The following is a 24,876-nucleotide window of genomic DNA, read 5'->3' as shown; positions in this document are numbered from 1 at the left end:
TTTGTATGCATGCAGTGCACGCAACAACAACTTCCAGCGGCAGAATACGGTAAATGGTTTGGATTGATAGTTTGAATACGTATGCAGTAACAAGAATTAGTTGTTATGTAATTTAGTGCGACAGGTAGTTTAAATCCGCCCAAAAACAATAAGCCCCATTCGGGGCTCATTGCAGTGGTCAAAGCTTTTTATAGTTGATATCAGCGCTGAATTATTGATTAGCCGACAATACTTGTGCTTTGGCTTCACTGGCAATTGGAGAGGAAACTCGGTTTTTCAGCACAACAGTGTCACCTTTGCCTAATGACCCCAGTGACATAGTACGGCCTTTTTCTGTGGCTACTTTGGCGCCTTTGATTACGTTGAAAGTTTTGGTGGCACCATCTTCAGTCTTGATGGTGATAGTGCTTTCAATCGCATCAACTTTAGTGACTACGCCGGGAACTTCTTTATAAGACGCAAATGCTTCAGCGGTCGCCATATTGGACAACGTTGACATGCTGGCAAATGAAATAACGGCAACAACTTTAGTTACGAATAATTTTGACATGATAAAACCCTCAAAAAGTAAGAATAATCAGAATGTTTAACTGCACCCACGGAATGATTATAGGCATATCATTTTTTAATGTGTTACTTTTTGTTACGAATTTTAAGATTGTTTTTGCACAAAAACAGAAAAATTAATCGTTTTAATTCATATATAGAATATAAAAAATAATTTAAATCTCAATATGTTATTAAAAGCATTGTTTTGGGTCATTTTTCATAAAAAGTGTTACCTGGTGTTTTGTTTTGGTGTTTTTATCTGTTTCGCTTGGGTGCATTGATGGACAACGTTGTCTTTTTTGTGCGTTATTTTAGTGCTCAATAAAAAACCCGCTAATTCTGTCGAATTAGCGGGTTTTACTTTTTACGCCGGTTTGCGTGCGGTAGTTGGCGGTTACTGGTTAAACAGGAACTCCATCAGCGCATTTTGTGCATGCATACGGTTCTCCGCTTCTTCCCAGATTACCGCATCGGGTGCATCGAGGATTTCGGCGGTCACCTCTTTGCCGCGATAGGCGGGCAAGCAGTGCATAAAGAGCGCATCGGCTTTGGCTAGGCTCATCAGCTCTTTATTGACTTGGTAGCCGCTGAAGATTTTTTCGCGCTGTTTCTTTTCATCTTCCTGACCCATAGAGGCCCAAGTGTCGGTAACAACCAGGTCAGCACCGGCGACTGCTGCGCGCGGGTCATTGCTCAGGTTGACACGATCTTGATAAGGCGTGACGAATTCATCTTCCGGTTCAAAACCCTTGGGGGTGGCGATACGCAATTCAAAGTCACACAGTTCAGCAGCTTCAATATAGGTGTTGCACATATTGTTGCCATCACCTACCCAGGCGACGGTTTTGCCCGCAAGCGATCCGCGTTTTTCCACGTAAGTTTGGATGTCGGCCAGCAGCTGGCAGGGGTGATACTCATCGGTCAAGCCGTTGATCACTGGTACGCGTGAATATTCCGCGAAGCGCTCAACGGTGCTATGCGCATAGGTGCGGATCATCACCATATCGACCATGCTGGCAATGCAGCGCGCAGCGTCTTCGATAGGCTCGCCGCGACCGAGTTGGGAGTCTTTGGTGGACAAAAAGATCGCATGGCCACCCAGCTTCGCCATACCGGATTCGAATGAAACGCGGGTGCGAGTGGAGTTTTTCTCAAAAATCATCGCCAATACTTTGTTGTTAAACGGCTCAGGGGCGGTGCCTTGGGCCAGCATGGCTTTGAGTTCGATGGCGCGCGCAATTATCTGTTGCAGTTCGGCGCGGTTAATATCAGCGAGGGTTAGAAAATGTCTCGGTGCCTTTGGGGGAACCATAATCATTGCTCTTTTATTGCAGCGCGCGCCTTATGCGCGCGCCTATTTAAAACTCAGTAACTAAAGGTTAAAACTCGTTAACTAATTGCACGACTTTATTGACCAGCTCATCGGCTTCGGCGTCGGTGAGAATAAACGTCGGCAGTAAACGAATAGTGTTAACGGCGGTCACGTTAATCAGCACACCCAAATCGCGGCCTTTCTGAACCAGCTCCGGGCAGGGCGCATTGAGTTCGATACCAATCATCAAGCCTTTGCCGCGAATATCGGTCACCTTGGCATTGCCCGCCAAAGCAGCTTTAAAGTCGGCCAGTAATTTATCGCCCAACACTTTTACCCGTGCAATTAAATTCGTTGCTTGCAGGGTTTCGATCACTGCAATGCCCGCGCTACAGGCGAGCGGGTTGCCACCGAAGGTGGTGCCATGATTGCCTGGTTGCAGCACCTCTGCCGCTTTACCGCGCGCGAGGCAGGCGCCAATCGGCATGCCATTGCCCAAACCTTTTGCGGTGGTGACTACGTCGGGCAGCAGGTTATTGTGTTGATAGGCGAAAAAAGTACCGGTACGGCCATTGCCCGTTTGAATCTCATCGAGCATCAACAGCAGATCATGCTGATCGGCGATGGTGCGCAGTTGGTTCAAATAATCAGTGGCAGGCACCCGCACACCACCTTCACCTTGCACCGGCTCCACCAGAATAGCGACTATGTTGCTGTGCTCAGCAACAGCGGCTTTGACGGCGGCTACATCGTCATAGGGTACGCGGATAAAACCCTCTACCAATGGCTCAAAACCGATTTGCACTTTGGTATTGCCGGTAGCGGTCAGGGTCGCCATGGTTCTGCCATGGAAACTGTTGCTCATGACTATAATAGTCGGACTCTTCACGCCCTTATCATTGCCGTATTTACGGGCGATTTTGATGGCGGCTTCGTTGGCTTCGGCGCCGGAGTTGGAAAAGAAGACTTTTTCCATGCCCGATACCTGAATCAGTAGGTCTGCCAACTGCTGCTGTTGGGGAATATTGTATAAATTGGAGACGTGCAGCAGGGTTGCCGCTTGTTCGCTCAAGGCTTTGGTAACAGCGGGGTGTGAGTAGCCGAGACCACACACGGCAATGCCGCTGATCGCATCGAGATAGGATTTGCCACTGTCATCCCATACTCGGCTGCCCTCGCCCTTGGTCAGGGTCAGAGTTCTGGTGCCATAAGTATTCATGAGCGTGGACATGCTGTTCTCCAAAAAATAACGCCGCAGCGTTAATAATAAAAAGTGTCTTGTGTGAAAAAACAATTCGCCAAAGCCCATCAGTGACAGGCTTACGAGTCGTTGATCAGGGGGCGTTAATCAGAGCTGTTTTGCTGCATCAGCAGTTGCTGCCGATGGGACATTGCTGGAGTCCAGTCTGTACGCGGCAAAAAACAGGCAGTAAATATATAAGTTATTGCGATTATTGGCAAATTTGGGCTGGTTTTATGCTTATTGCGAAGAGTTAAAGCTGCTGCCCTGTACAAACTCTTTAGCAAAAATAATGTCGTTTTGTAGATGAAAGGCGCTATCTGGTGGCTGGATAAAAAAGCCTTCGAATAAGCGCACGCCCTGCATCCATAGACTGGAAAGGTTGTGCGAGTTTTCAATTTGCGTAGCGATAACTTTAATGCCGCGACCGGTGGCGGAGGTGATCAACCGCTCTAATAGTTTGGGGTTAGTGGCATCGCTGGTCAGTTTGGGTGAGAGACGCATGTAGTTAAATGCCAGATCTTCCAGTAGCGACAAAATTTGTTCATTCTCTCCGGCGCGGGTAATACAAATACCACAGTGAATATCGCGTAGCGCTTTGGCGATTTCACGGGCTTGGTGGAAGTGATTGATGATCCAGCTTTCCTCCAGCATAAATACCAGTCGCTCGTCACCGCGCAAACGCGATGAGCGCAACACGTTGGCAGCAAAAGAAAAAAAGGCGCTTTGCTGCAAGGTTTCTTCGGCCAAATGAATAAACAGTGTCGCCTGTTCGCGAGTCTCGCTATTTTCCGCAATCGCACTCACTGCCTGTTGCAGTGCCCAGCGATCTAGCTCCACCCGTTTGCCCGGTTGGGTAAGGCGGCTTAAAAATTGCCCTGCCGCTATGGGTTCGCCATCCTCACCGCGCAGGCGCGTGAGTACTGCGAAGTGTTCAATGTGCGCATCTTCCAGACTAATAATTGGCTGGAATGCGAGTGTTAGATCACGGCTGAACACAACTTGGGAAAAGTCGGGCAGGTTTTTCTCGCTGTTAGCTGTTGTGTTATTAATTGGTGTGGTGCCGTTAATGCTTTCTTCAAATGCTTGTTCGGCACGCAAGAGTGCATTGTTGGCGGTGCCCAAGGCGTGTTCTAAAGAGGCTACTCCCAGTTTAAACTCTAGGCTGAGCGATTTTCCTTTGGTGCTATAGGCTTGGCTGCTCAGGTGTTTGACAAATTGCTCGCCGCGCTGACGATGGAATTCTGTGCTGCGCTTGCTTGCCAGTACGCAAGCGACCATAGGGGATAAATCAATCCACTGTTCATCACTACCAGCTGTTTCGTTGAGGCGGCGACAAAATTGATCGTGCAAATCAAGCAGTGCAACTTGCCCTAATTGTTTACTTAGCTCTTCCAGTTTGTCGATGCTGAAATAGTAGAGCGCACTATTTTGATTCCCCAAGCTGTTGTTTTGTAATTCATCTTCCAGCGCACTAAAAAAATAACTGCGGTTAAGTTGTTGCGGCTGCTGCGCTTGACGAGTCACACGTGCGACGCGATTTTTCAACGCCGACGTATCGGCGAGCGCCTGTTCGCATACGTTGATCAATTCTGCAACTTCAAAGGGCTTGGTCAGTAGGGCGTTGACGCCAAGTGCTTTGATGCTTTTATGCAGGTTTGTATCGGTATCGGCGGTGACAAAAATAATCGGTAACAACAAAAACTCGGGGTCCTGCCGCAACAGTACCGCCAGTTCCATGCCATTAATATCGGGCATGTGCATATCCAAAATAACCAAGTCAGGTTTGAATTTGGCGGCCTGCTGCAAGCTGTGGAGTGGTTTGTTGAGGCACAGTACCTCCATTCCCGCATAGCGCAAAATTTCAGCCTGTAAACTGGTCATAGCGGGGTCGTCGTCAACAATCATTACACGCTGAACTTTGGTGTGAAGTGTGATGATGTTGATCAACTTCTCGACCAAAAAGTCAAAATCGAGTGGCTTGGTTAGATAATCGCTACTGCCGGCGCGCAGAGCGCGTAATTTGGCATTGACATCGGTGCGTCCGGACATCAGCAAGATGGGGGTGTCTCTGGTGAGCAGTGATTTGATCTGATGTAGGCTGCCCAATGCTTGCATGCCTGAACGCTCAAAATCCGGATCCATCAAAATAGCCGCAGGCGAATCCAAATAGAGCTGCTGCATACAGGTTTGCGGGTTGTCGAAATGCTCCACGGTAAATCCAGCGTTGCGTAAATATGCGCTGCAAAGTGCCGCAAGAATTCGGTCTGGATCTATTAAAAAAATGGTTTTTCCCTGCGTCTCCTCACTATTTTTGATGGCAATTGAGGGGAGGGGGGCTTGCAAAGCTTTGCCACCCGCAGTGGCGGCCATTATTTGACTCAGGTGTTCGACATGATCTTCCAGTTGTGCGTATTCCAAGCCGCCAAAACTGCGCCCTAATTCATTTAATTCGGTAATAAAATTTTCTAACTGCAGCGCAGCTTGGTGCAATTCTGGAAAACCAAAGCTGGTAGCTGCCTCGACGAGTTTGTGCGCAAATTGTTGTAGCGCGGCTATACCTTGCGCGCTCCAGTTAAGGTGACGCAAGTGGCTCCAGATTTCTTCCAGGCGATGCGCCCGCTCAGGTAAGCTTGCGGCGAACTGTTGGCGCAGCCGCTCCAGCTGGTTGCGGAATTCTTGTTGCATAAAATCTTCCTGATGTTTACTTCTGAGTATAGAAGCTGTTTGCCAAATAACAGGTTACCTATCCATTACTGTAAAAATTGGTTTTATTTGATGAGACTTTGCTGTGTTTTTAGCAGAATAGTTCGCCTTTTACCTGGCGGATCAGCACTTTTCTCCATTTTTTGGATATATATGAATTATTTGAGTACTCATCTGCATCTGTTTTTAACCAGCGCTTTGTTACTTATCCATGCCAATGTTTTACATGCGCAAACTGCGCCAGAATTGCTGGAGACTTTGGTGGTATCGGGTGAGCGGTCTTCCGATGCGCTATTAAAGCGCCACTTGGTCAAAAAAACAGCGGAGGATTTTGCCGTAGGCGCGCGTCTCGATCCCGCCGAACTGTTGCGCACTATTCCCGGCGTGCAAGTGGATTCACGCAGCAATTATGCGCAGGACACTCGCATCAGTTTGCGCGGCTTTGGCGCGCGCTCTGCTTTTGGTGTGCGCGGAATTGATCTGCAGGTCGATGGCATTCCTCTATCAACACCCGATGGCCAAGGGCAATTGGCGAGTGTGATGCTCGATAATATCGCCAGCGTACAAGTATTGCGCGGGCCAATGGCGGCACTCTATGGCAATGGTGCTGGTGGTGTGATTGCACTACAAACAGCCGCACCCGATACAAGCAATGTTGGGGTAAGTTTTGTTGGCGGTGACCCCGGGCTTGCGCGTCACCTTTTGAGTGGTGAATGGCGCAACAATAATATCGCTATGCGCGCACAAGTTGCCAAGACTAACATTGATGGCGAGCGCCCTCATTCCCGCGCTGAGCGAGAGCAAATTGCGCTGCAATTGTTTTACACCACTGACAATGATCTCGACCTTATTATCAAATACGATGCTAGTGATGATCCGCTGTTGCAAGATCCGCTCGGTTTAACTGTCGAACAATGGCGCAGTAATCCAACCCAAATAAATCCCCTCGCTGAAATTTACAACACGCGCAAAAGTGTTACCCATCAACAAAACTCGATTAGCCTGCGCGACAATACCGGCGCCACACGTTGGCAAACCGGGCTGTGGCAAGGAGAACGTGCGATTACCCAATATTTAGGTTTTGCGGGTGATGCTATTACTGGCAGCGGTGGGGTAGTGGATTTGCAGCGGGATTTTTCCGGCGCAAACGTAACACTCACCCATAGCTTGCAATTATTTAATGTGCCTACTGATATCAGTGTGGGCGCAGAGTTTGCGCAAATGCAAGATGACCGCCGTGGTTATGTTAATGAACGTGGTATTGCGGGTGAACTGCGCCGCGATGAAGCTGGCGAGGTTAACAGCCGCGATATTTATTCATTAATTCAACTGCACCCCAGCGAAAAATTTATGCTCTATAGCGGCGCTCGCCATTCGCAGTTGGATTTTGCGGTAACAGATTATTTTATTGTTCCTCCTGCGACTGGTGCCAACAATAATCTTGCGAGCAATCCCGATGATTCCGGCGCGCGACAATACAGTGAGGATTCATTTGCAATCGGTGCACATTATGCGTTCACAGCTGAGTGGGAATTGTTTGCCAGCAGCGGGCGTGGTTATGAAACACCTACACTCACGGAGATGGCTTACAAATCCGACGCGACTGGTTTGAATATTGATTTGCAGACAGCGCTTAATCGCCAACAGGAGTGGGGCATTACTTATCAAAGCGATGAATTTCTTGAGCTGAATTTGACGCAATTTATTATCGCAACTGAAAACGAAATTGTGGTGGATCAATCGGTGGGTGGTCGCACCAGTTATCGCAACGCTGCGGAAACTGAACGCAAGGGTTATGAATTATTTGGCCGCTACGCACTGAACGCAAACCTGCTGATGCAATTCAGTTTACAATCGCTCAGCGCGGTTTATTCTGCCGGTGAGTGGAATGGCAGGCAATTGCCCGGTGTAGCGCGAGAGCAATACCAGCTCAGTGTACAATGGCTGCCGTTTGCAACGGATGTGTTGCAGTTGGATTTAGGCGCGCAACAGCGCTCGCGTATTTATAGTGCCGATAATAATCAGGTTTACGCTCCGGATTTTTACACCCTGGATCTGAGTGCGCGAGGCGCTTATTCTGCAAACTCGTTGCAAGTTAATTGGTGGTTAAAATTGGCTAACTTGAGCGATGAAACCTATGTGGGTTCAGTGATCGTCAATCAGTCCAATGGCCGCGCATTTGAACCCGCCTTGGGGCGGAACCTGTCGGCCGGTATAAGTCTGGTGCATAATTTTCGCTAATTTTTTTGATTTTATTGCGTGATTTTTTTCATTTGGAATTTTTATGCAGTTGCCCGATTTACCACTGAGTGCGCTTCACGATGATTTTATCGCCGCACTGCAAAATACCCCGCTCTTATTAGAGGCTGAACCGGGCGCGGGTAAATCAACCCTCGCACCGCTATGGGTTTTGGCACAGGCGCCAGCGGGGCAGCAGGTCTGGGTGGTGCAACCGCGTGTATTAGCGGCGCAGGCCTTGGCACAGCGCTTGGCGCAGTTGCTGAATGAAAAGCCGGGGCAGCAAGTTGGTTATCAAGTGCCGTACGACTCGCGCATGGGTAGCGAGACGCGCTTGGTATTAATGACCCCGGGAGTATTGCTGCAACATTTATTGCAAAACCCCACACTCGATGGTGTTGCCTGTGTGATGCTCGATGAAATTCACGAGCGCAGTGTGAATCAGGATATGGCCTGGGCATTTTTGCAAGAAGTGCAAATCCTGCGCGATGATTTGCAACTGGTGTTGATGAGTGCAACACCTGACCCGGCATTGCAGCAGCAAATTAGCAATCGCCTATTTGCACCCGGGCGCTGTTTTCCGGTTACAACGCAATATCAACCCGCCAAACAAATTTCCACGGGCACTTATCCGGCGAATGCTGAAAAAATTGAAGCGCAATTGCTGCGCGCGCTGCTGTCCCATTCCGAGTGGCAAACGACAACCACATTGGTGTTTTTGCCTGGTTGGCGCGAAATAGAAAATTGCGCTGCGCTCATCGCACAAAAATTTCCCAGCCATAAACTGTTTCGTTTGCACAGCCGGGTGCCTTCCAATGAACAAACCGCGGCCTTAGATCCGGCGCAAGGTGCACGTTTAATTTTGGCGACCAATATTGCCGAGACATCGCTCACCATTGCCGATGTGACCTTGGTGATTGATTCAGGCTTGGCGCGCCGCGCCGATTACGAACAGCGCACGGGTATTACGCGCTTGCGCACATCGCGCATCAGCATGGCCAGCGCTGAACAGCGCCGTGGTCGCGCGGGGCGGGTGCAGGCAGGGCATTGCATTCGTCTCTGGTCGCAAGATCAACCGCTCGCCGCAGCGGATATGCCGGAAATTCGCGCGACGGATTATTTACCGCTGGCGCTGCGTATTGCGCACTGGGGCAGCCCGGCTAATTCACTGTCATGGCTGGAGGCGCCGAATCGACTCGCGCTCAATTTTGCCGAGCAGCAATTACAAAAAATGCAGTTGTTGGACGCCAGTGGGCAGATTAGTGCGCAGGGAAAAAATGTCAGCGCCCTCGGCACTCATCCACGCATCGCTGCGTTTTTATTACTGCATGAAAAAACAATTGGCGATGAAGCCTTGTTGCTTGCACTCGCGCTGCATTTTGAATTGAGCGCAGAGCAAGATTTTTCTGCATTGTTAGATGATGCCGCGCGTGAACTCGCGCGCAATCGCCAGTGGCAGCAACAGCAAAAGCGGTGGCTCGGTGTGCTCGCGCTGCAAAAAAATGCGGCACCGCTGGAACCATTGTTGCTCGCGCGCGCATTTAGTGATCGCATAGGTTTTAAGCAGGAATCGGGGCGCTACCGGCTAAATTCCGGCATGAGTGTGGATGTGCAAGGCAAGTTGGAATCGCCTTGGGCAGTATTCCCGCTGATCAATACCAAACCTAAAAGCCATTCCGGTGTTGGCATCGCTGTGCAGTTAACCGCAGAGCAACAGCGGCAATTAAGCCAAGCGCAAACGGCACTGGTATTTAAACAGCAGCGCTGGCAGGAGCACACCCGCTGGTCAATGGGTGGTGTGGTCATTGATGAGGCATGGAAAATAATTCCCGCCAATGAGATTGCGCAAAAGCTGCTGGAACATATTCGCGGATTAATTAACGAAAAAGGCATAGCGCAGTTAGGCTGGAGTGATAAAGTGCATGCATTGCTGGAGCGCGCACGTTTGGTTGCAAGGCATCAGTTATGCGACTTGCCTGCGCTGGATGATGAAACACTGATTGGTAATTTGCAGCAATGGCTGCTGCCGTTTTTAAATGAAACAACACGTTTAGATCAATTGCCGCTGCAAGAGGCTTTGGAATTTTATCTGGGTTTTGATCACTGCCAAAAAATTGCGCAATTGCTGCCGGAAAAAATTACCTTGCCGAGTGGGCGCAATGTCAGTGTTGAATTTACCAGCGATGGCAGCGCGCAAATCTCGGCTAAATTGCAGGAGTTTTTTGGCTGCGAGCAGCTGCAACTCGGTGGCGGAAAAATCCCGTTAAAAATTCATCTGCTCTCACCTAACGGCAGCCCGCTTGCCATCACCACCAATTTGCAAACGTTTTGGCAGCAAGCCTATGCCGAGGTACGCAAAGAAATGCGCGGCCGCTACCCGCGCCACCCTTGGCCAGAAAATCCCCTGGAGCATGAGGCAACGGCATTGACCAAAAGAAAGTTGGCGCAGCAGTATCCACAGACCTAATTATTTTTTGAGTCTAAGAGAGTGTTTTTAAATATCTTTCAACACTAACAACCAGTGCTAATAAAAAGGTTTTTTCACTCCCCGCCTTGGCACCTGTAATCCCTGTCTATACTGCTAGTCAGCATTGCCCTGATGCTCCTCCACTTGGTAGGGGCTGTCATCCCAATAGAGGCAGAAGGATTGTTGGCTATGAAAAAAACATTGGCGCTGTGTTTGTCTATTACGGCAAGCGTTTGCGGCTCTGCTTATGCAGAGTCTCCCTACGAATGGGGCGCTGCCCTGACGCTTGAATCGGTTACTAATTTGGACGGTGGAGTTCAGAAAGGTTCCAGTGAACTCGCCAACCTTGATCTGACCTTGGCGATAGATACCGAATCTGCAGGCTGGTGGGACAATGGTGAATGGTTTGTATATGTATTAGGTGATGCGGGCGCAAACCCATCTGATGATATTGGCGATGTGCAGGGTGTATCTAATATAGCAACTGACGAAGCTATAAAGTTATACGAGTTTTGGTATCAACACAGTTTTGCCAATGACAGTGTAAAAGTGTTGTTTGGTTTGCACGATTACAATTCCACTTTTTACTCGCTTGAAGCGGCGGGTTTATTTACCCATCCATCCTTTGGTATAGGGCCGGACACCTCACAGGTCGGCCCTTCTATTTTTTCAACCACTGCTACCGCTCTGCATTTTACCTTTTCCGGCGAACAAAATTATTTGTTGGCTGCGATTTACGATGGTATTCCTGGAGACCCTGATAATCCACGTGGTACACATGTGCAATTTAATAGTGGTGATGGTGTATTTGGTGCACTTGAATGGGGTTGGGTTAACGACAGTAGCGATAAAATTGCTTTGGGTGCTTGGCAGCACACGGCAGAAGTGGAAAACCCGGTGAGTGGTGAAATGAATGATAAAAATACCGGGGTGTATTTTATTGCCGAAAAAAATATTAATGATGTAGCAGCCATTTTTTTGCAGCTCGGGCAAGCCGATGATGAATTTAATCAGCTGGCCTATTACGGCGGCACGGGTGTTACATTCAATGGTTTTTGGCAGGAAGGTGACGGTTTAGGTTTGGCGGTAGCCTATGCCCGCAACGGCGATCCTTATCTTGTGGCTAACAGTGAATCTGGCCGTGCTGAAACCGCTTGGGAACTGACTTATTTTGCCCCGCTGGTAGAACACCTTAGTGTACAGGGTAGTTTTTACTATATTCAAAACCCGGCAATGGAAAAGCGTCTTGATGATGCCCTTGCGGTAGGTGCGCGTGCTTATATTGAATTCTAATTGTTGTCACTTTTATCAATTAGCTAAACATTTTATTTTTTGAAATATGGCGAGGGAAAGATGAATATCAAGCAGTCGATAATACTTGTAGTTGCGGTATTTATAACGCTGATCGGAATTAATACTTATGTTGGGTTTAGTTCCACCCAAAAGCTTGGAGCATTATTGGATTATATCTCTGGTCCTGCCTGGAATGCGGCTGATGGGGCGATGGAGGGGCAAATTGGTTTGGAGGCACAAATTATTGTGTTGCAAAAACTTTATTACAAAGAGAAAGAGTATGCTGAAGTAAAAACGCAGTTTGATGATGCTATCGCTATGGAGAACGATGCGCTTGGTCGGATGAAAAGCTCTGGATTAATGAGTCGCGATACAGTGGCAGAATTAGATCAAAAGCTTGCCGCGTATCGCGAAACCCGCACTGCATTATTATATAAAATGCAGTCTGCTACAGACGCAACAGTGGAATATCAAACGCTGAATAGCCAGTTAGATGAACTGCTAATGTTTATTGGTGAAATGGAAGAGGAGGCTGATGGTAAGGTTGAAAGCGAAACTGGCAATGTGGCTGCTTTGCAGAGCGCGGCAACGGTTAAGTTATTTGGTGCGCTGTTGGTCAGTATTATCATGGCGGCAGCTATTTTCATTTTTGCCAATAACAAGATAGTGCAACCTGTATTGAGGGTTACTGAAAATCTACAGGAATTGGCGTCTGGCTCTGGCGATTTAACTGCGCGACTACCGAATGAAAATACTACTACTGAGTTAGGTTTGCTCGCTTTTTCTTTCAATCGTTTTGTCGAAAAACTACAGGCGCTTATTAGTCAGGCGCAGTTGAGCAACAATACTCTTACGGCGGCCAGCGTACAGATTACGCAGTCGATAACACAGGCTGCCAAAGGGTGTGACACCCAGTTACGCGAGATCTCACAGGTGGCAGGTGCAGTAGAGCGAATTGCCAGCACGCTCAATAAAGTTGCCGAGGCGGCCATAGGTGCGAATCGTGCGTCTACCGACGCTACTGCCATTACCGATGCGGGCAATCAAATTGTGGCGTCAGCTCAGCGAGGAGTGGATGAGGTAGTGCAGGAGGTTGATAACGCATCACAGGTTATTTCTGCGCTGGTAGCGGATAGTCGCAATATAGGTGCAATGTTGGAGGTGATTCGCAGTATTGCCGAGCAAACCAATTTGTTGGCATTAAATGCGGCGATTGAAGCGGCGCGTGCCGGTGAAACCGGGCGCGGGTTTGCTGTGGTAGCTGACGAGGTGCGCAGCCTTGCCTCACGTACGCAAGAGTCTACCCAGGCGATTGAAACAATTATTACTAATTTAACCACGGGTTCCAGCAAGGCTGTTGAGGTGATGGCAGATGCACAACAAAAAGCCCTGATCATCAAAGAGCGAATTGCCAATACATCGCAAGCTTTTTCAAATATTGTGAATGCTGTCGATCAAATTCGACAAATGAATTCACAAATTGAGCGCGCTTCTGAGGAGGAAAAAAATTCTATGCGGCAGATCACCGGGAGTATGGATGTTATCTTGCAGCAAGCGAAACAGAATCATGAATCCGGTGAGCAAACTAGCCAGTCGCGCGATTATCTTGAGCGAGAACTTCGTAAACTCGATGGCTTGCTGAGTGTATTTCGTACCTGATGTGGAACTTTGGCACCGACAGAATAAAATTGTGAAAAAATTGCGTAAGAACTATGAAAAAATTGTGCAAGTGATTTTTGTGCGTGATATTTCCGTGTGGTAGCGTGCAAAAAAGCCAAAATCAGGGGCAGAGGCGAGTGGTTTTTTGTTGCGCCTTCCGTGGCTTGTAATGTGAACTGTTCAGGATATTTGCAGCCGATAGCCTACGCCATAGACTGAGTGGATGATGTCGTCATCGCAAATAGGTTGTAATTTTTTGCGCAATTTGGTGATGTGTGAATCCATGGTTCTATCGCTGACTACACGGTGATCTGTGTAAGCATTTTCCAAGAGTAAGTTGCGCGAAATAACTCGCTGTTTGTTAAGCAGTAGTGTTTCCAAAATACGAAATTCAATACTGGTTAGCTCCACACATTTATCACCAACACAAGCGTATTGACGCTCTTTGTCTAGGCGTAATCCTTCCTCTTGTTGGTCATTGGTTTTATTGCTGCGGCGCAATACGGCTTTAACCCGTGCAACCACTTCGCGCGGGCTAAAGGGCTTGCAAATATAATCATCTGCGCCCAATTCCAAGCCAATCAAACGATCAATTTCTTCTACCTTGGCAGTGGTCATGATAATGGGCACTTGCGATGTTTTGCGCACTTCCTGACAAATGCTTAGGCCATCGCGTTTGGGTAACATTAAATCCAGCAGTATCAAATCCCATTTTTCGGTCAGAATTTTTTGCAGTCCTAATTCACCGTCACTAATCAGGGTTGCGGAAAAACCTTCGCTGGTTAAATAGTCTTGCAATATCTCGCCCAGATCAATTTCATCTTCAACAATTAAAATGTTCATGCAGATTCCTGTAGTGGTAAATAGACAGAGACTTTGAGCCCGCCCAGTTCGCTTGTTTCAATGCTGACATGGCCTGCGTGTGCCGCCACAATATTGCGGCAAATACTCAGACCTAAACCTGCGCCACCAGTTTCACGGCTGCGTGAAGATTCCGCGCGATACAATCGCTCAAACAGTTTTTCATGCAGTTCTGGGGCTACACCGGGAGCGGAATCTTCAATGACAAAAATTGCCTGCTGCGTATCGGCAGATAAGGTCGCTCGGATCGTTCCAGGCGCTTCGGTGTAATTAATACTGTTGTTAAATAAGTTCAAGAATAGTTGATGTAACCGCTCAGGGTCGGCAAATAATAAGAGTGGCTCCGCGGGAAATTGCGTCTCCAAGGTAAGTCCGCTCTGGCCGAGTTTGTCGTGTAAGGAAATGCTTAATTCTTCGAGTATTTCACCAATATTACATTCTTGTTTGCGGTAGCTCATGGCGCCTATGTCGGTGAGCGATAATTGGTATAAATCATTCACCAAGTTGGCGAGCCGTGCAGCATGTTTTTGTAGGCGAGTAATTGCTTTCGCATCAAATTTTCTGATGCCATCTTCCAGTGCTTCTAGGTCTGCTTTGAGTACCGCCAAGGGTGTGCGCAACTCGTGGGATATATCGGCTACCCAGCGTTTACGCGCCTGCTCAGTTTGGTTGAGCGTATGAGCGAGATGGTTGAGGTTTTCCGCAAGCGTTGAGATTTCGTCTTGGCCTTGAGTGGATAGGCGTTGTTGATATTCACCTTTACTTAATTGTTGTACGTGTGCGGCTAATTTTTTTACGCGTTGGGTCAATAAATAAGAGAGAGGGATGGCGCAGATTAATGCGATAGCGAGGGCAACCATAGCCATTAATAAAAAATGATTTTGTTGACGCTTGGCGAATTCATTATCGCGCAGGTCGCGCAGGGCGGGATTCATCGGCGTGCCCAAGTAGCCGATTAATTTCTGTTTGCCATCGACCTTGATATTGAGATCGCTGAAAAAATAGGTTTCATTGCGCCATTTTTTTCCGCTGATTAGGGTTTCTTGGTGATCGAGCAAAATAAAACGTTTGTAGGGTTGATGACGTAAAAAATCATTTGCGTCGCGTCGCTCATCCCGGCGCGATTCCTGCGTATTCTTGCGCATGAAAAATGGATTGCGTTTATTGTCATCCTCGTCATCATCATTAATTCGCGCATTCAATTCTGGTGGAAATGGAAAGGGGATAGGTCGCTCACTGCGTTGGCGTTGATTGGCGCTGTATTGCCACACAAATATTTCCCAATAATGTGGATTGATTTCAAATGCTCCCCAATTGCCATTGAGGCTGAAGTGACGCTCCAGTGCGGCGATAAGGCGGGCATTGCGCGATGCTTCTTTTTGCTCCATGTAATGATTGAAACTGTGCTCAAAACTCAGGCGTGAATACAAAAATAAACCGCCAGTCAGCAGTACAGCAAAACAGGCAAAGACTAAAAATACTTGAATACGGAGATTGAACTTCACGGTGTTGGATCACCCTCATGCAATGGCTAGAATGCGAAATCGCTAGTGACAGACTATCTATTGAAGACAAGATAAGCAAAAACAGCGATTTGGCAATCGCATGGCGATTGGCCTGCTGGTGCTGGCTGAGGTAAAATGGCAATACTTGAGCAAAATACTCGGATATATCCGGCCTTGCCCTGTTGTGATTATCCCAATCGCCCCAATTAACAGCCCCTATTGAACCCCCATACTGAATATCGAGGTAGATAAGATGGACGTATTAGATACGATCAAACAACAAATTAGCGAAAATGCTGTAATTCTTTATATGAAAGGCTCACCGAGTGCGCCTCAATGTGGTTTTTCACTGCGCGCCTCCCAGGCATTGATGGCCTGCGGTCAACGTTTTGCCTATGTGGATATTTTAAGCAATCCGGAAATCCGCTCCGAGTTGCCCAAGTTCGCTAACTGGCCAACCTTTCCACAGTTGTGGGTCAAAGGTGAGTTGATCGGCGGTTGCGATATCATCACCGAGATGAGCGAGAATGGCGAATTGAAGCCTTTGATTGACGCCGCGGTTGCCGGCTAATGTTTTTAGCCGGTTGACAGTTGCTGTCAACCGGCTCGCATCACCTGATTATTGATTCAATGCAAAATACAGTAATACTCCCGCACCTATCACACTAAAAATGCAGAGCGATAAGCCAATAACACGCTGGCGTGCGCGGTTGTGCTCATCGTTTTGAAATTGCAGTTGATGTGCGCGCCAGGCGAGGTCTTTGGACTTAACCAGTTTCGCGCGAATTTGCTGGAGTGCGAGGATATCCTGCTCTAATTGTGGATTTGGCTCACTGCTATGTTGTTGTGCGCGCTGTGCTTCGGCTTTTTTAAGTTGTTTATCCAGCTGCGCAAGCTTTTGATCCAGCGCGGCGGATACCTGACGAATTTGCATAATAAAGGCTCATTTTGGGGCTGGGCTAACCTTAGCAGAAACCCGCCTTGTTTGTCCTTGGAAGTGTTTTTCCTCATGGTTGCTGCTTCAGCTACTCGTCTGTTTAATACGATTGCTATAATCCGCACGCCTTCAGGATTGGTAGCTGTAAGTGGGGCTGCTTTTTTTTGTGCTTTTCTGTGCGAGTAAATATTTTGGATATACATAGCTCTCCCAAATTTCACTCATCATTTTATGGCCCGCGCTATTGGCCGACTTGGATACTGCTGGCTTTTTTTCGCGTTTGCGCGCTTTTACCTATACCTATCAACATGGCCATTGGCCGGTTTATTGGGGTGTTGTTTAATCTGTTGGCTCCCGCTCGCCGCCGGATTGCTGAAACCAATATTGCATTGTGTTTTCCTGAGCTAGATGCACAAGCGCAAAAGAAGATTGTCGATGGTGTCATCCGCAACTGCGGCGTTAGTATTATGGAATCGGTGATGGCACTCTGGGGGCAGCAAGATAAGCTGCGCGATCGCCATACCTTTGAAGGCTTGGAGCATATTGAAGCGGCCAAAGCGGCAGGCCGCGGTGCGCTGTTGTTGGGCTGTCACTTCACGACTATGGACCCCGCTGGCCGTATTTTTGCCTACCATGCTCAAGCGCATATGTTGTATCGCAAAGACCCCAATCCATTGTTAGCCTATGCCTTGATTAAAGCCCGTGAAAAATACCTGACTTCAGCCATTGTGTTTAGCGATACCCGCCAGCTGATTAAAAAGTTGCGCCAGGGGGAAGCTGTTTGGTACGCGCCGGACCAGGACTATGGCAAAGACCAAAGTGTGTTTGCCCCTTTTTTTGGGGTGCCCGCAGCAACGGTATTAGGGACTGCGCGTATTGCCCAATTGGGGCGAGCAGTAGTGTTGCCCTATGCCCATTACCGTGAAGACAATGGGCACTACAAATTGATCTTTGGTGCACCGCTAGAAAACTTCCCCAGTGGTGATGATGTAGTAGACGCAACTCGTATCAACAAGATCATTGAGGACATGGTGCGTGTCAAACCCGACCAGTATCTTTGGGTGCATCGCCGCTTTAAAACCCGCCCGCCGGGGGAGCCAAGCTTCTACCAGAAAAAGAAGTAATACCCTTGTATGCGCGATTTATCGTGAAAACTTAATAAAATAGATTAAGTTTTATTGGCCTATGTTATAAAGCCGCCAAATTGCTCAGGCGCCCCGCAAACCTTGAAACTTTAGGAGATAAACACCGATGTTAAGAATGTTTAAAGTTCAAGGTAATACCCTGCGTGAAGACAAACAGTCAGAGGAAAATACCAAACTTGCGCTTAACAGCGCGCTTTGGATTGATGCTCGCGAGCCCAGCGACGAAGAGCGCGAAGAGTTAAATACCTTTCTACGCGCAGAATTGCCTGAGTCCGATGACGTAGAAGAGATTGAATTCTCCGCGCGCTACTTTCAGGACGGCGTCGGTATCCATGTGCACTCGTTGTTTTTGGCGCCCGGTGAGTCTGGTCGCCACAGTACCGCGACCGTTGCCTTTATCTTACAAGACAAGCGTTTGATCTCCGTGCGCGATGGCGATCTGGCCGATTTCCGTTTGCTGCGCATGCGCGCGCGCGCCGGACAAGTGCATGTCTCATCACCGCAGGATCTGTTGGTAACCATGTTTGAACAGAAGGTGGAAAACCTCGCCGACGCCTTGGAGGACATTCATCGCAAACTCGAAGATGTCAGTCATATGGTGTTGGAAGATGCCGATGCGGAATTAGAAGATGCAATTGACCGCCTCGCCAAATTGGAAGACAGCAACGGTAAGATTCGTTTGTGCCTGATGGATACCCAGCGGTCGATTTCTTTTTTGCAGCGCCATCTGCGTGAATCCTTTGAGCTGCAAGAGACCGCGCGTGAGATCAAGCGCGATGTGGATACGCTTATGTCGCACACCGCCTTTTTGTTCGACAAGATTAACTTTTTGATGGATTCGACCCAGGGTTTTATCAATATCGAACAAAACCAGATCATTAAAATATTCTCTATCGCGGCGATGGTATTTCTCCCGCCTACAGTGGTCGCCAGTGCCTATGGGATGAACTTTGAATTTATCCCGCACAGCCATTGGAAATATGGATTTGGTGTAGCGGTGATGCTGATGCTGCTGTCGGCCGTTTTGCCCTACTGGTATTTCAAACGCAAAGATTGGCTGTAGTTTCACTTATCCAAATCCATAAAAAACGCCAGAGTAGGCCACTACTCTGGCGTTTTTTATGGTCTAACGTTGGTAACCCAAGTTATTCTTCAACCCATTCCCAGCGCAATGGTTGGCCGAAGTCGTCCAGAATCACTTTTTTACGGGGGCGTTTCTTTTGCGGTTTGGATGCCAGCAGTGGTTTTTTGCGCGCCTCGATGGCCGCCACCACTTCCGGTAGTGGAGTGCGATCTTCCTGGCTGGAACCGTCAAAAATACTGATTAGCGGGCCGTTGGCATCCAGACGACCACTCAAGCCACGCGGAACTTCATTGACATGCCCGCCTTTATGCAAGAACTCTTGGACTTGTTGCTCCAGCTCCTGATGCAGTTGACGGCGGGTTTTGGTCGGTTTGATCATTGATTCCAATACTGACTGATAATGTTAAGGGCAATTCCGATAAAAAACGCGATCTGCCAGCATACCAGCGCCAGCGCTCACAGGGCAAATCGCCGCTGGGCATTGTCCTCGCATCGCGCGCCACCTTTAGGTAAACTGCGCGTCTTTTTAGCCAATGCGCTAGCAATGTTAACCAATGACCCAGCCAATGACTCAGGCCAGCTTAAAAATTACCGAGATTTTCTATTCGCTGCAGGGCGAATCCACTACAGTCGGGTTGCCGACGGTTTTTGTGCGCCTGACCGGTTGCCCGCTGCGCTGTGGTTATTGCGATTCCGAGTATGCCTTTTATGGCGGCGAGCGGCTGTCGCTCGATGCCATTCTCGCCAAAGTAGCCAGTTTTAACCCGCGCTATATTTGTGTGACCGGTGGTGAGCCGCTGGCGCAGCGCGAGTGCCTGACGTTGCTGAGCGCGCTCTGCGATGCGGGTTATAGTGTATCGCTTGAAACCAGCGGCGCTCTGCCGGTGGATGATGTGGATTCTCGCGTAGTCAAAGTAATGGATTTAAAAACCCCTGGCTCGGGTGAAGTAGGGCGCAATCGCTGGGAAAATATTCCGTTGCTTAGCAATCAAGACCAGATCAAATTTGTGATTTGCGATCGCGCCGATTACGAGTGGGCGCGCTTCAAATTGGATGAGCATCAATTGGTGGGCAAGGTAGCAGAGGTTTTGTTCTCCCCCAGTTTTGGCCAAGTCACGCCACTGGCGTTGGCGGAGTGGATTCTGGCGGATAATCTGCCGGTTCGTTTTCAATTGCAGTTGCACAAACTCTTGTGGAATGACGCTCCTGGTCATTGATAATCCCGCCACTTTTTACTGATCGCCAATTTAATCATTTCTCCTTTTTATACTTATTTCTTGGTAGTTCTTATGACGCAAAAAAAAGCCGTAGTACTTGTCTCGGGCGGTCTGGATTCCACCACAGTATTGGCAATTGCGCGCAGTGAAGGTTATGCCTGTTACTCCATGAGTTTTGATTATGGTCAGCGTCACAGTTCAGAGTTGCGCGCGGCGGAGCGCACGGCCAAAGCCTTGGGTGCAGTTGAACACAAGGTTATTAAATTGGATTTGCGCTCCATTGGCGGTTCAGCGCTGACCGATGATGCGATTGCAGTGCCGGAAGAGGAGACGGGCGGGATTCCAGTTACCTATGTGCCTGCGCGCAATACGGTGTTTTTGTCGATTGCATTGGGTTGGGCGGAAGTGCTGGGTTGCGACGATATTTTTATCGGCGTAAATGCGGTGGATTTTTCTGGCTATCCTGATTGTCGCCCCGAATATATTGCCGCTTATGAGGCCATGGCGAACTTGGCAACTCGTGCGGGTGCCGAGGGTAATAAGTTGCGTATCCGCACCCCGCTGATTCACTTAAGCAAAGCGGAAATTGTGCAGTTAGGTTTGGCGCTGGGGGTGGATTACAGTTTGACCGTGTCTTGTTACCAGGCCAACGATCAGGGTGAAGCTTGCGGAAAATGCGATAGCTGCCGCCTGCGCAAGCAGGGATTTGTGCAAGCGGGTATTGCAGACCCTACGCATTATCAAAGTTAATTTATTAACAGTACTTCCGCTCGATGAGCTGCTGCTCAAATTCTGCTACTGCCACTGGCCTACCAAAATAGTAACCCTGGAACATGGAGCAACCATTTTGTTCCAGGAATGTTTTTTGCGCCTCAGTTTCTACACCTTCTGCAATAACCTGCAAATTCATATTCTGTGCCATCGCAATAATGGTGCGCGCAATAATCGCATCGTTAGGGTCAATCGCAATATCGCGCACAAATGTTTGATCAATTTTTAATTGGTCAAGCGGCAGGCGTTTGAGATAGGACAGCGAGGAGTAGCCGATGCCAAAATCATCCATGGAAAAGCCGATACCGTTGTCTTGCAATTGCTGCATTTTTTCAATGCTTTGATCAACATTTTTCAGCAGTGAGCTTTCGGTGAGTTCGAGTTTTAATAGGCGCGGCTTAATATTGCTGTTTTTGACTATATCTAACACTTCCTCTACAAACTGAGCCTGATTGAATTGAATGGGGCTAACATTAACGGCAATGCTGAGTGATGCAAATTGGGGATGCTGACTCCATTGCCGCAATTGTTCGCAGGCTTGGCGAATCACATGGCGCCCGATGGCGATAATTAAACCGGTTTGTTCCGCCACGGGGATAAAGTCAGCGGGTGAAATCATGCCGTTAACTGGGTGCTTCCAACGCAATAAAAGTTCTGCGCCGAGTGCCTTGCCCTGGCTGTTGATTTGTACTTGATAATAAGGGATTAGCTGTTGCTGGGATTCGTAGGCGGTGCGCAGATCTGCTTCAATAGCTGCGCGTTTTTCCAGATGTGATTGCATATTGGGATCAAAAAAACGAATTGCGTTGCGGCCGCTGTCTTTGGCTTGGTACATGGCAACATCGGCATGGCGCAATAAATCATCAATACTGCGGGTCTGGCCTTTAAATAAATTCACCCCAATACTGATGGTGCAATGAAAAACGGATTGTTGTAGTGGATAGGGTAAATTAATTAAATCATGTAGTTCTTCTGCGCGTTTTTTGGCTTCTTGTGCCGCCATTTCAGCGTTATCGCCCAGGTTATCAAACACCACCACAAATTCATCGCCGCCCAAGCGTGCCGCCAAATCAGTTGCGCGGATAATACTGCTAATTCGCTCGCCTACTTGAACGAGCAGTTGGTCGCCAATGTGGTGTCCGCGGGTGTCGTTGAGCAATTTGAAGTGATCTATATCGATAAATAATAGTGCGCCGTGTTGATGGGTGCGTGCACTTTGTGCAGTCAGTAATTTAAGTCGATCCTGCAGCATGCGTCGGTTGAGCAAGTGAGTGAGCGGGTCAAAAAAGGCGAGGTTAAATATTTTTTCCTGATCTTGGGCGCGGCGCAATTCACCGCCAATACGATCAGCAAAAATAAGTAGTAAGGAATTGATTTGCGCTGAAATAGGCAGTGGGTGTTCGGCCATTAATACCAGAATACCAATGGCTGCGCCCTGGGCATTTTTGATGCCGACGCCTAGGTAGCTATCAATGTTGTAATCGCGCAAGATTTCGTCGTGTGGGTAGCGCTTTTGCGCCCCGGTGCTCATAAAACAAAAGTTTTCTTCCATCACATCGCTGCAAGGTGTGTTGTGCAGTGCGTAATTGATGTTGGGTTGTACCTGCCCGTTGATTAAATAGGTGTGGGTGGTTGCCATGGTGGGGTTGTCTTTATCTATTAGACTGATCACCGCGTGCTGTGCACCAATTGCATGAGTGAGGGCATTGAGAATGGTGACAAAAAAGTCGGGAGCTGAGGCTGCATCTGCAGCTGCGGCTGCCGTGAGGGCTAGGTCCAGACCTTTGCGCTCAGTAATATCCTGCATAGTGCCTTGTATGCTGGTGCCTTCTGTGTCGGCGATAGTGTCGCCTTGCAGTTGTAACCAGAATTTTTGTCCGGCAATTTCTACGCGAGCTTCCAGTGCCAGGGGTTGGTGGTAGCGTAGGCTTTCAGTGAGTGCGTGGGTAACCGCATCGCGGTCATCAACGTAGATAAATTGATTAATGAAGTCACTCATTTTTGCATTGAGAAACTCATCTGGTAGGGAAAATAGTTCTTTCATGGATGAGCTGAACTGGTAGTTGTCCGATGCGGGATTCCAGCTCCAGTGCGCAATGCGCGCCATGAGTTGCGCACTTTCCAGACGCTGCTCACTTTGTCGCAATGCAACTTCTACTTGTTTGCGTTCAACCAGCTCTTGCTCGGCTTGCAGTAGGGCTTTTCGTTGCGGGCCCAAATCTATATCGAGGCAATACATTTCTTTGTGATCGGGAGTGTCGATAAGCACATGGTTGGAATACACCCAGACCTCATTGCCGTGGGCATCTTTCAGGGCTAGCTCTCCCGAGGGAATGGCTTCGTCTTTTTCATGCCAGTCTTCAATTGCCTGATGTACCCCTTCGCGCATAAAACCGGGAATAATCAGGTCTTCCAGCTTTTTCCCCATCGCTTCGGCGGCGCTAAATTTATAGAGATCTTCGCTCGCTTTATTCCAAAAAATCACTTCGTGAAAGCGATTGTAGCCCTGTACGGCAATATTGCGTGTCGCTTCAAAAATATTGCGAAAGCGCTGTTCATTTTCAAGGTCGGTTTGATGGGTATGAACACGTTTGGTGATGTCGCGTGCAAGACAAATGAATCGATCACTTTCGCGATGTGCGCCAGCTAGTTTGGCAATGGAGAGTTCATACCAAAGTGTGGTTTCGTCTTGCGATATGCGAATACTTTTTCCTTGTGATATGCCCCAGTTATCTGCCTCGCTTAGGGCATTCATCCATACCGTTACAGATGATGACGCCAGTGTCTCTGATAGATTTCGACCCAACACATCGGGTGCGGACAAAATATGATGTTGATTGGTGTCATTAAAAGACAGCACATGCCCTTGGCGATCAATTTCAAACAACAAATCTGGGATTGCATGCAAAACAGCTTCCAGGTGCTTTTTTTGTTTTTCTTGCTCGTGGCTGGACTCTCCCAGCTGGTGGGTAGTGGTGGCAATTTCAGTGTGGGCGGCGGCAATCATCAAGCCCAGAATGGTCATACTCGCGGTGTAAATCCAAATTACCCAATAACTCAGTTGTTGCGAGGGTAGGGCGAATGGACCTAGTTGGTTGACGGTAGACCAAATTGCTAAAAAGCTGAAACCAATGGTAGTTAATCCGCTGCCTAGCAAGCCGAAGGACAGTGCTGCCCAAGCGACACAAACAAAACTGGTAAACACTATAGGCAAGTGTAAGTTGTTGTCGAAATTGTTAAGCGGAAAGCAAAAGAGTCCCACGGCCAAGCTCACCGTAAATACAATAAAAAAATCCAGTTTGCGCTGTAGCACTTTATCGATACTGGTTCGATTAATATTGGTGAGCAGCGGTGCTGCGAGAAATACACCCAGGCTGTCGCCCATCCACCAGATGAGTGCGGTGTAGAGACCTGTCTCGAATGAGCCTTGGTTGTAATAGTTGAGGGCAAAACCGCCAACACTGGCGGATACCAGCATGCCTAATGCGCCCAGAATAAGAAAATAGAAAGTGTTGGCGCGGCGTAATTGAGTGGGGTTGCAGTGCGCGCGGCGTAACAACCACAGAGCACATAACGGGGCGAGAGTATTGCTGGTCGCCAATAGCAAATTAATGGCGAGGTTGGCACCACTGTATACTTGCAACAATAGTGCGGCTAAAAAAACCGCAGGCCAAAGGCGCGGTGACCAGCGATAAAACGCTGCTAATGCAATCCCTCCTGGCAACCAGAAGAGCGTGACTCTGTCGCTTTCAAACGGTACACAAAGACCCAGCCAGCCGGTGAGGCTGTAGGCCATGAATACCAATAGTAATTGAGCGAGCCTGGGTAGCTGTGGCTGCGATATTCCTTCCCCGGGTGAGGCAAAAAGCATGCGTCGTTCTCATTATCGACT

At 48.4% G+C, this 24,876-nt stretch carries 18 protein-coding genes; 9 read left to right on the top strand and 9 right to left on the bottom strand.

Translation table 11 applies throughout. The features are described 5' to 3' along the window. Positions 1 to 211 precede the first annotated feature (211 nt). The 4 genes from AWU77_RS17680 to AWU77_RS17665 all read right to left on the bottom strand — a co-directional run bounded on the left by AWU77_RS17680 (position 212) and on the right by AWU77_RS17665 (position 5,789). On the bottom strand, positions 212 to 550 hold the full coding sequence (locus tag AWU77_RS17680) for a hypothetical protein (RefSeq protein WP_062066514.1): 339 nt from the start codon (positions 548 to 550) through the stop codon (positions 212 to 214). Between the two features lie 393 nt (positions 551 to 943). Continuing rightward, the gene (argF, locus tag AWU77_RS17675; RefSeq protein WP_062066911.1) at positions 944 to 1,861 is read right to left on the bottom strand and encodes an ornithine carbamoyltransferase; all 918 of its coding nucleotides are present in this window, start codon (positions 1,859 to 1,861) and stop codon (positions 944 to 946) included. A 67-nt stretch (positions 1,862 to 1,928) separates the two neighbouring features. Further along, positions 1,929 to 3,092, bottom strand: a complete 1,164-nt coding sequence (locus AWU77_RS17670; RefSeq protein WP_062066908.1) for an aspartate aminotransferase family protein — start codon at positions 3,090 to 3,092, stop codon at positions 1,929 to 1,931. Positions 3,093 to 3,341: 249 nt separating this feature from the next. Continuing rightward, positions 3,342 to 5,789 (bottom strand): response regulator, encoded by a 2,448-nt coding sequence (locus AWU77_RS17665; protein ID WP_062066511.1) that lies wholly within the window; start codon positions 5,787 to 5,789, stop codon positions 3,342 to 3,344. Positions 5,790 to 5,960: 171 nt separating this feature from the next. Here AWU77_RS17665 and AWU77_RS17660 point away from each other — a divergent pair, with 171 nt between their 5' ends. The 4 genes from AWU77_RS17660 to AWU77_RS17645 all read left to right on the top strand — a co-directional run bounded on the left by AWU77_RS17660 (position 5,961) and on the right by AWU77_RS17645 (position 13,464). Further along, a complete protein-coding gene (locus tag AWU77_RS17660; RefSeq protein WP_062066508.1) occupies positions 5,961 to 8,048 on the top strand; it encodes a TonB-dependent receptor domain-containing protein in 2,088 nt (695 codons plus the stop codon). Positions 8,049 to 8,091: 43 nt separating this feature from the next. Next, complete coding sequence (hrpB, locus tag AWU77_RS17655; RefSeq protein WP_062066505.1) at positions 8,092 to 10,512, top strand: ATP-dependent helicase HrpB; 2,421 nt, start codon at positions 8,092 to 8,094, stop codon at positions 10,510 to 10,512. Between the two features lie 189 nt (positions 10,513 to 10,701). Next, entirely contained in the window at positions 10,702 to 11,805 is a 1,104-nt protein-coding gene (locus AWU77_RS17650; RefSeq protein WP_062066502.1) for a carbohydrate porin, read from the top strand. Positions 11,806 to 11,865: 60 nt separating this feature from the next. Continuing rightward, positions 11,866 to 13,464 carry a methyl-accepting chemotaxis protein gene (locus AWU77_RS17645; protein WP_062066499.1) on the top strand — a complete coding sequence of 533 codons (1,599 nt, stop codon included), beginning with the start codon at positions 11,866 to 11,868 and terminating at the stop codon, positions 13,462 to 13,464. Between the two features lie 180 nt (positions 13,465 to 13,644). Here AWU77_RS17645 and AWU77_RS17640 read toward each other — a convergent pair whose 3' ends face one another. Together AWU77_RS17640 and AWU77_RS17635 are read right to left on the bottom strand one after the other, a co-directional pair. Further along, positions 13,645 to 14,307, bottom strand: coding sequence for a response regulator (locus AWU77_RS17640; RefSeq protein WP_062066496.1), 663 nt, complete (start codon positions 14,305 to 14,307; stop codon positions 13,645 to 13,647). After that, a complete protein-coding gene (locus tag AWU77_RS17635; RefSeq protein WP_062066493.1) occupies positions 14,304 to 15,830 on the bottom strand; it encodes an ATP-binding protein in 1,527 nt (508 codons plus the stop codon). Before AWU77_RS17635 ends, AWU77_RS17640 begins: the two co-directional genes overlap by 4 nt. A 253-nt stretch (positions 15,831 to 16,083) precedes the next feature. Between AWU77_RS17635 and grxD the strand changes: the two genes are divergently transcribed. Further along, a complete protein-coding gene (gene grxD / locus AWU77_RS17630) occupies positions 16,084 to 16,401 on the top strand; it encodes a Grx4 family monothiol glutaredoxin (protein WP_062066490.1) in 318 nt (105 codons plus the stop codon). Positions 16,402 to 16,449: 48 nt separating this feature from the next. Here the strand turns inward: grxD and AWU77_RS17625 are convergent, their stop codons facing one another. Then, positions 16,450 to 16,764, bottom strand: a complete 315-nt coding sequence (locus AWU77_RS17625) for a hypothetical protein (RefSeq protein ID WP_062066487.1) — start codon at positions 16,762 to 16,764, stop codon at positions 16,450 to 16,452. A gap of 191 nt (positions 16,765 to 16,955) precedes the next feature. Here AWU77_RS17625 and lpxL point away from each other — a divergent pair, with 191 nt between their 5' ends. Then, positions 16,956 to 17,891: an LpxL/LpxP family Kdo(2)-lipid IV(A) lauroyl/palmitoleoyl acyltransferase gene (lpxL, locus tag AWU77_RS17620; protein WP_062066905.1), complete on the top strand. Its 936-nt coding sequence runs from the start codon at positions 16,956 to 16,958 to the stop codon at positions 17,889 to 17,891. Between the two features lie 127 nt (positions 17,892 to 18,018). Beyond that, on the top strand, positions 18,019 to 18,975 hold the full coding sequence (gene corA, locus AWU77_RS17615) for a magnesium/cobalt transporter CorA (protein ID WP_062066484.1): 957 nt from the start codon (positions 18,019 to 18,021) through the stop codon (positions 18,973 to 18,975). Between the two features lie 82 nt (positions 18,976 to 19,057). On the opposite strand, the gene AWU77_RS17610 is transcribed toward corA, so the two are convergent. After that, positions 19,058 to 19,375, bottom strand: coding sequence for a hypothetical protein (locus AWU77_RS17610; protein WP_062066481.1), 318 nt, complete (start codon positions 19,373 to 19,375; stop codon positions 19,058 to 19,060). A 175-nt stretch (positions 19,376 to 19,550) separates the two neighbouring features. Between AWU77_RS17610 and queE the strand changes: the two genes are divergently transcribed. Together queE and queC are read left to right on the top strand one after the other, a co-directional pair. After that, positions 19,551 to 20,213, top strand: coding sequence for a 7-carboxy-7-deazaguanine synthase QueE (queE, locus tag AWU77_RS17605; protein ID WP_084618533.1), 663 nt, complete (start codon positions 19,551 to 19,553; stop codon positions 20,211 to 20,213). A gap of 72 nt (positions 20,214 to 20,285) precedes the next feature. Then, entirely contained in the window at positions 20,286 to 20,963 is a 678-nt protein-coding gene (gene queC, locus AWU77_RS17600; protein ID WP_062066477.1) for a 7-cyano-7-deazaguanine synthase QueC, read from the top strand. A gap of 4 nt (positions 20,964 to 20,967) precedes the next feature. On the opposite strand, the gene AWU77_RS20200 is transcribed toward queC, so the two are convergent. Continuing rightward, the gene (locus AWU77_RS20200; protein WP_193747557.1) at positions 20,968 to 24,855 is read right to left on the bottom strand and encodes an EAL domain-containing protein; all 3,888 of its coding nucleotides are present in this window, start codon (positions 24,853 to 24,855) and stop codon (positions 20,968 to 20,970) included. Positions 24,856 to 24,876: the final 21 nt, after the last annotated feature.

The organism is Cellvibrio sp. OA-2007 (assembly GCF_000953825.1).
Classification (GTDB): Bacteria; Pseudomonadota; Gammaproteobacteria; order Pseudomonadales; family Cellvibrionaceae; genus Cellvibrio.
This window is presented reverse-complemented; position numbering and strand designations above follow the sequence as displayed.

Coding starts and splice junctions, on each gene's coding strand:
- queC (WP_062066477.1), top strand. CDS start 20,286: ATGACGCAAAAAAAAGCCGTAGTACTTGTCTCGGGCGGTCTGGATTCC.
- AWU77_RS17680 (WP_062066514.1), bottom strand. CDS start 550: ATGTCAAAATTATTCGTAACTAAAGTTGTTGCCGTTATTTCATTTGCC.
- hrpB (WP_062066505.1), top strand. CDS start 8,092: ATGCAGTTGCCCGATTTACCACTGAGTGCGCTTCACGATGATTTTATC.
- AWU77_RS17640 (WP_062066496.1), bottom strand. CDS start 14,307: ATGAACATTTTAATTGTTGAAGATGAAATTGATCTGGGCGAGATATTG.
- AWU77_RS17645 (WP_062066499.1), top strand. CDS start 11,866: ATGAATATCAAGCAGTCGATAATACTTGTAGTTGCGGTATTTATAACG.
- AWU77_RS17650 (WP_062066502.1), top strand. CDS start 10,702: ATGAAAAAAACATTGGCGCTGTGTTTGTCTATTACGGCAAGCGTTTGC.
- corA (WP_062066484.1), top strand. CDS start 18,019: ATGTTAAGAATGTTTAAAGTTCAAGGTAATACCCTGCGTGAAGACAAA.
- AWU77_RS17625 (WP_062066487.1), bottom strand. CDS start 16,764: ATGCAAATTCGTCAGGTATCCGCCGCGCTGGATCAAAAGCTTGCGCAG.
- queE (WP_084618533.1), top strand. CDS start 19,551: ATGACCCAGCCAATGACTCAGGCCAGCTTAAAAATTACCGAGATTTTC.
- AWU77_RS20200 (WP_193747557.1), bottom strand. CDS start 24,855: ATGCTTTTTGCCTCACCCGGGGAAGGAATATCGCAGCCACAGCTACCC.
- AWU77_RS17660 (WP_062066508.1), top strand. CDS start 5,961: ATGAATTATTTGAGTACTCATCTGCATCTGTTTTTAACCAGCGCTTTG.
- AWU77_RS17665 (WP_062066511.1), bottom strand. CDS start 5,789: ATGCAACAAGAATTCCGCAACCAGCTGGAGCGGCTGCGCCAACAGTTC.
- grxD (WP_062066490.1), top strand. CDS start 16,084: ATGGACGTATTAGATACGATCAAACAACAAATTAGCGAAAATGCTGTA.
- AWU77_RS17610 (WP_062066481.1), bottom strand. CDS start 19,375: ATGATCAAACCGACCAAAACCCGCCGTCAACTGCATCAGGAGCTGGAG.
- argF (WP_062066911.1), bottom strand. CDS start 1,861: ATGGTTCCCCCAAAGGCACCGAGACATTTTCTAACCCTCGCTGATATT.
- AWU77_RS17670 (WP_062066908.1), bottom strand. CDS start 3,092: ATGTCCACGCTCATGAATACTTATGGCACCAGAACTCTGACCCTGACC.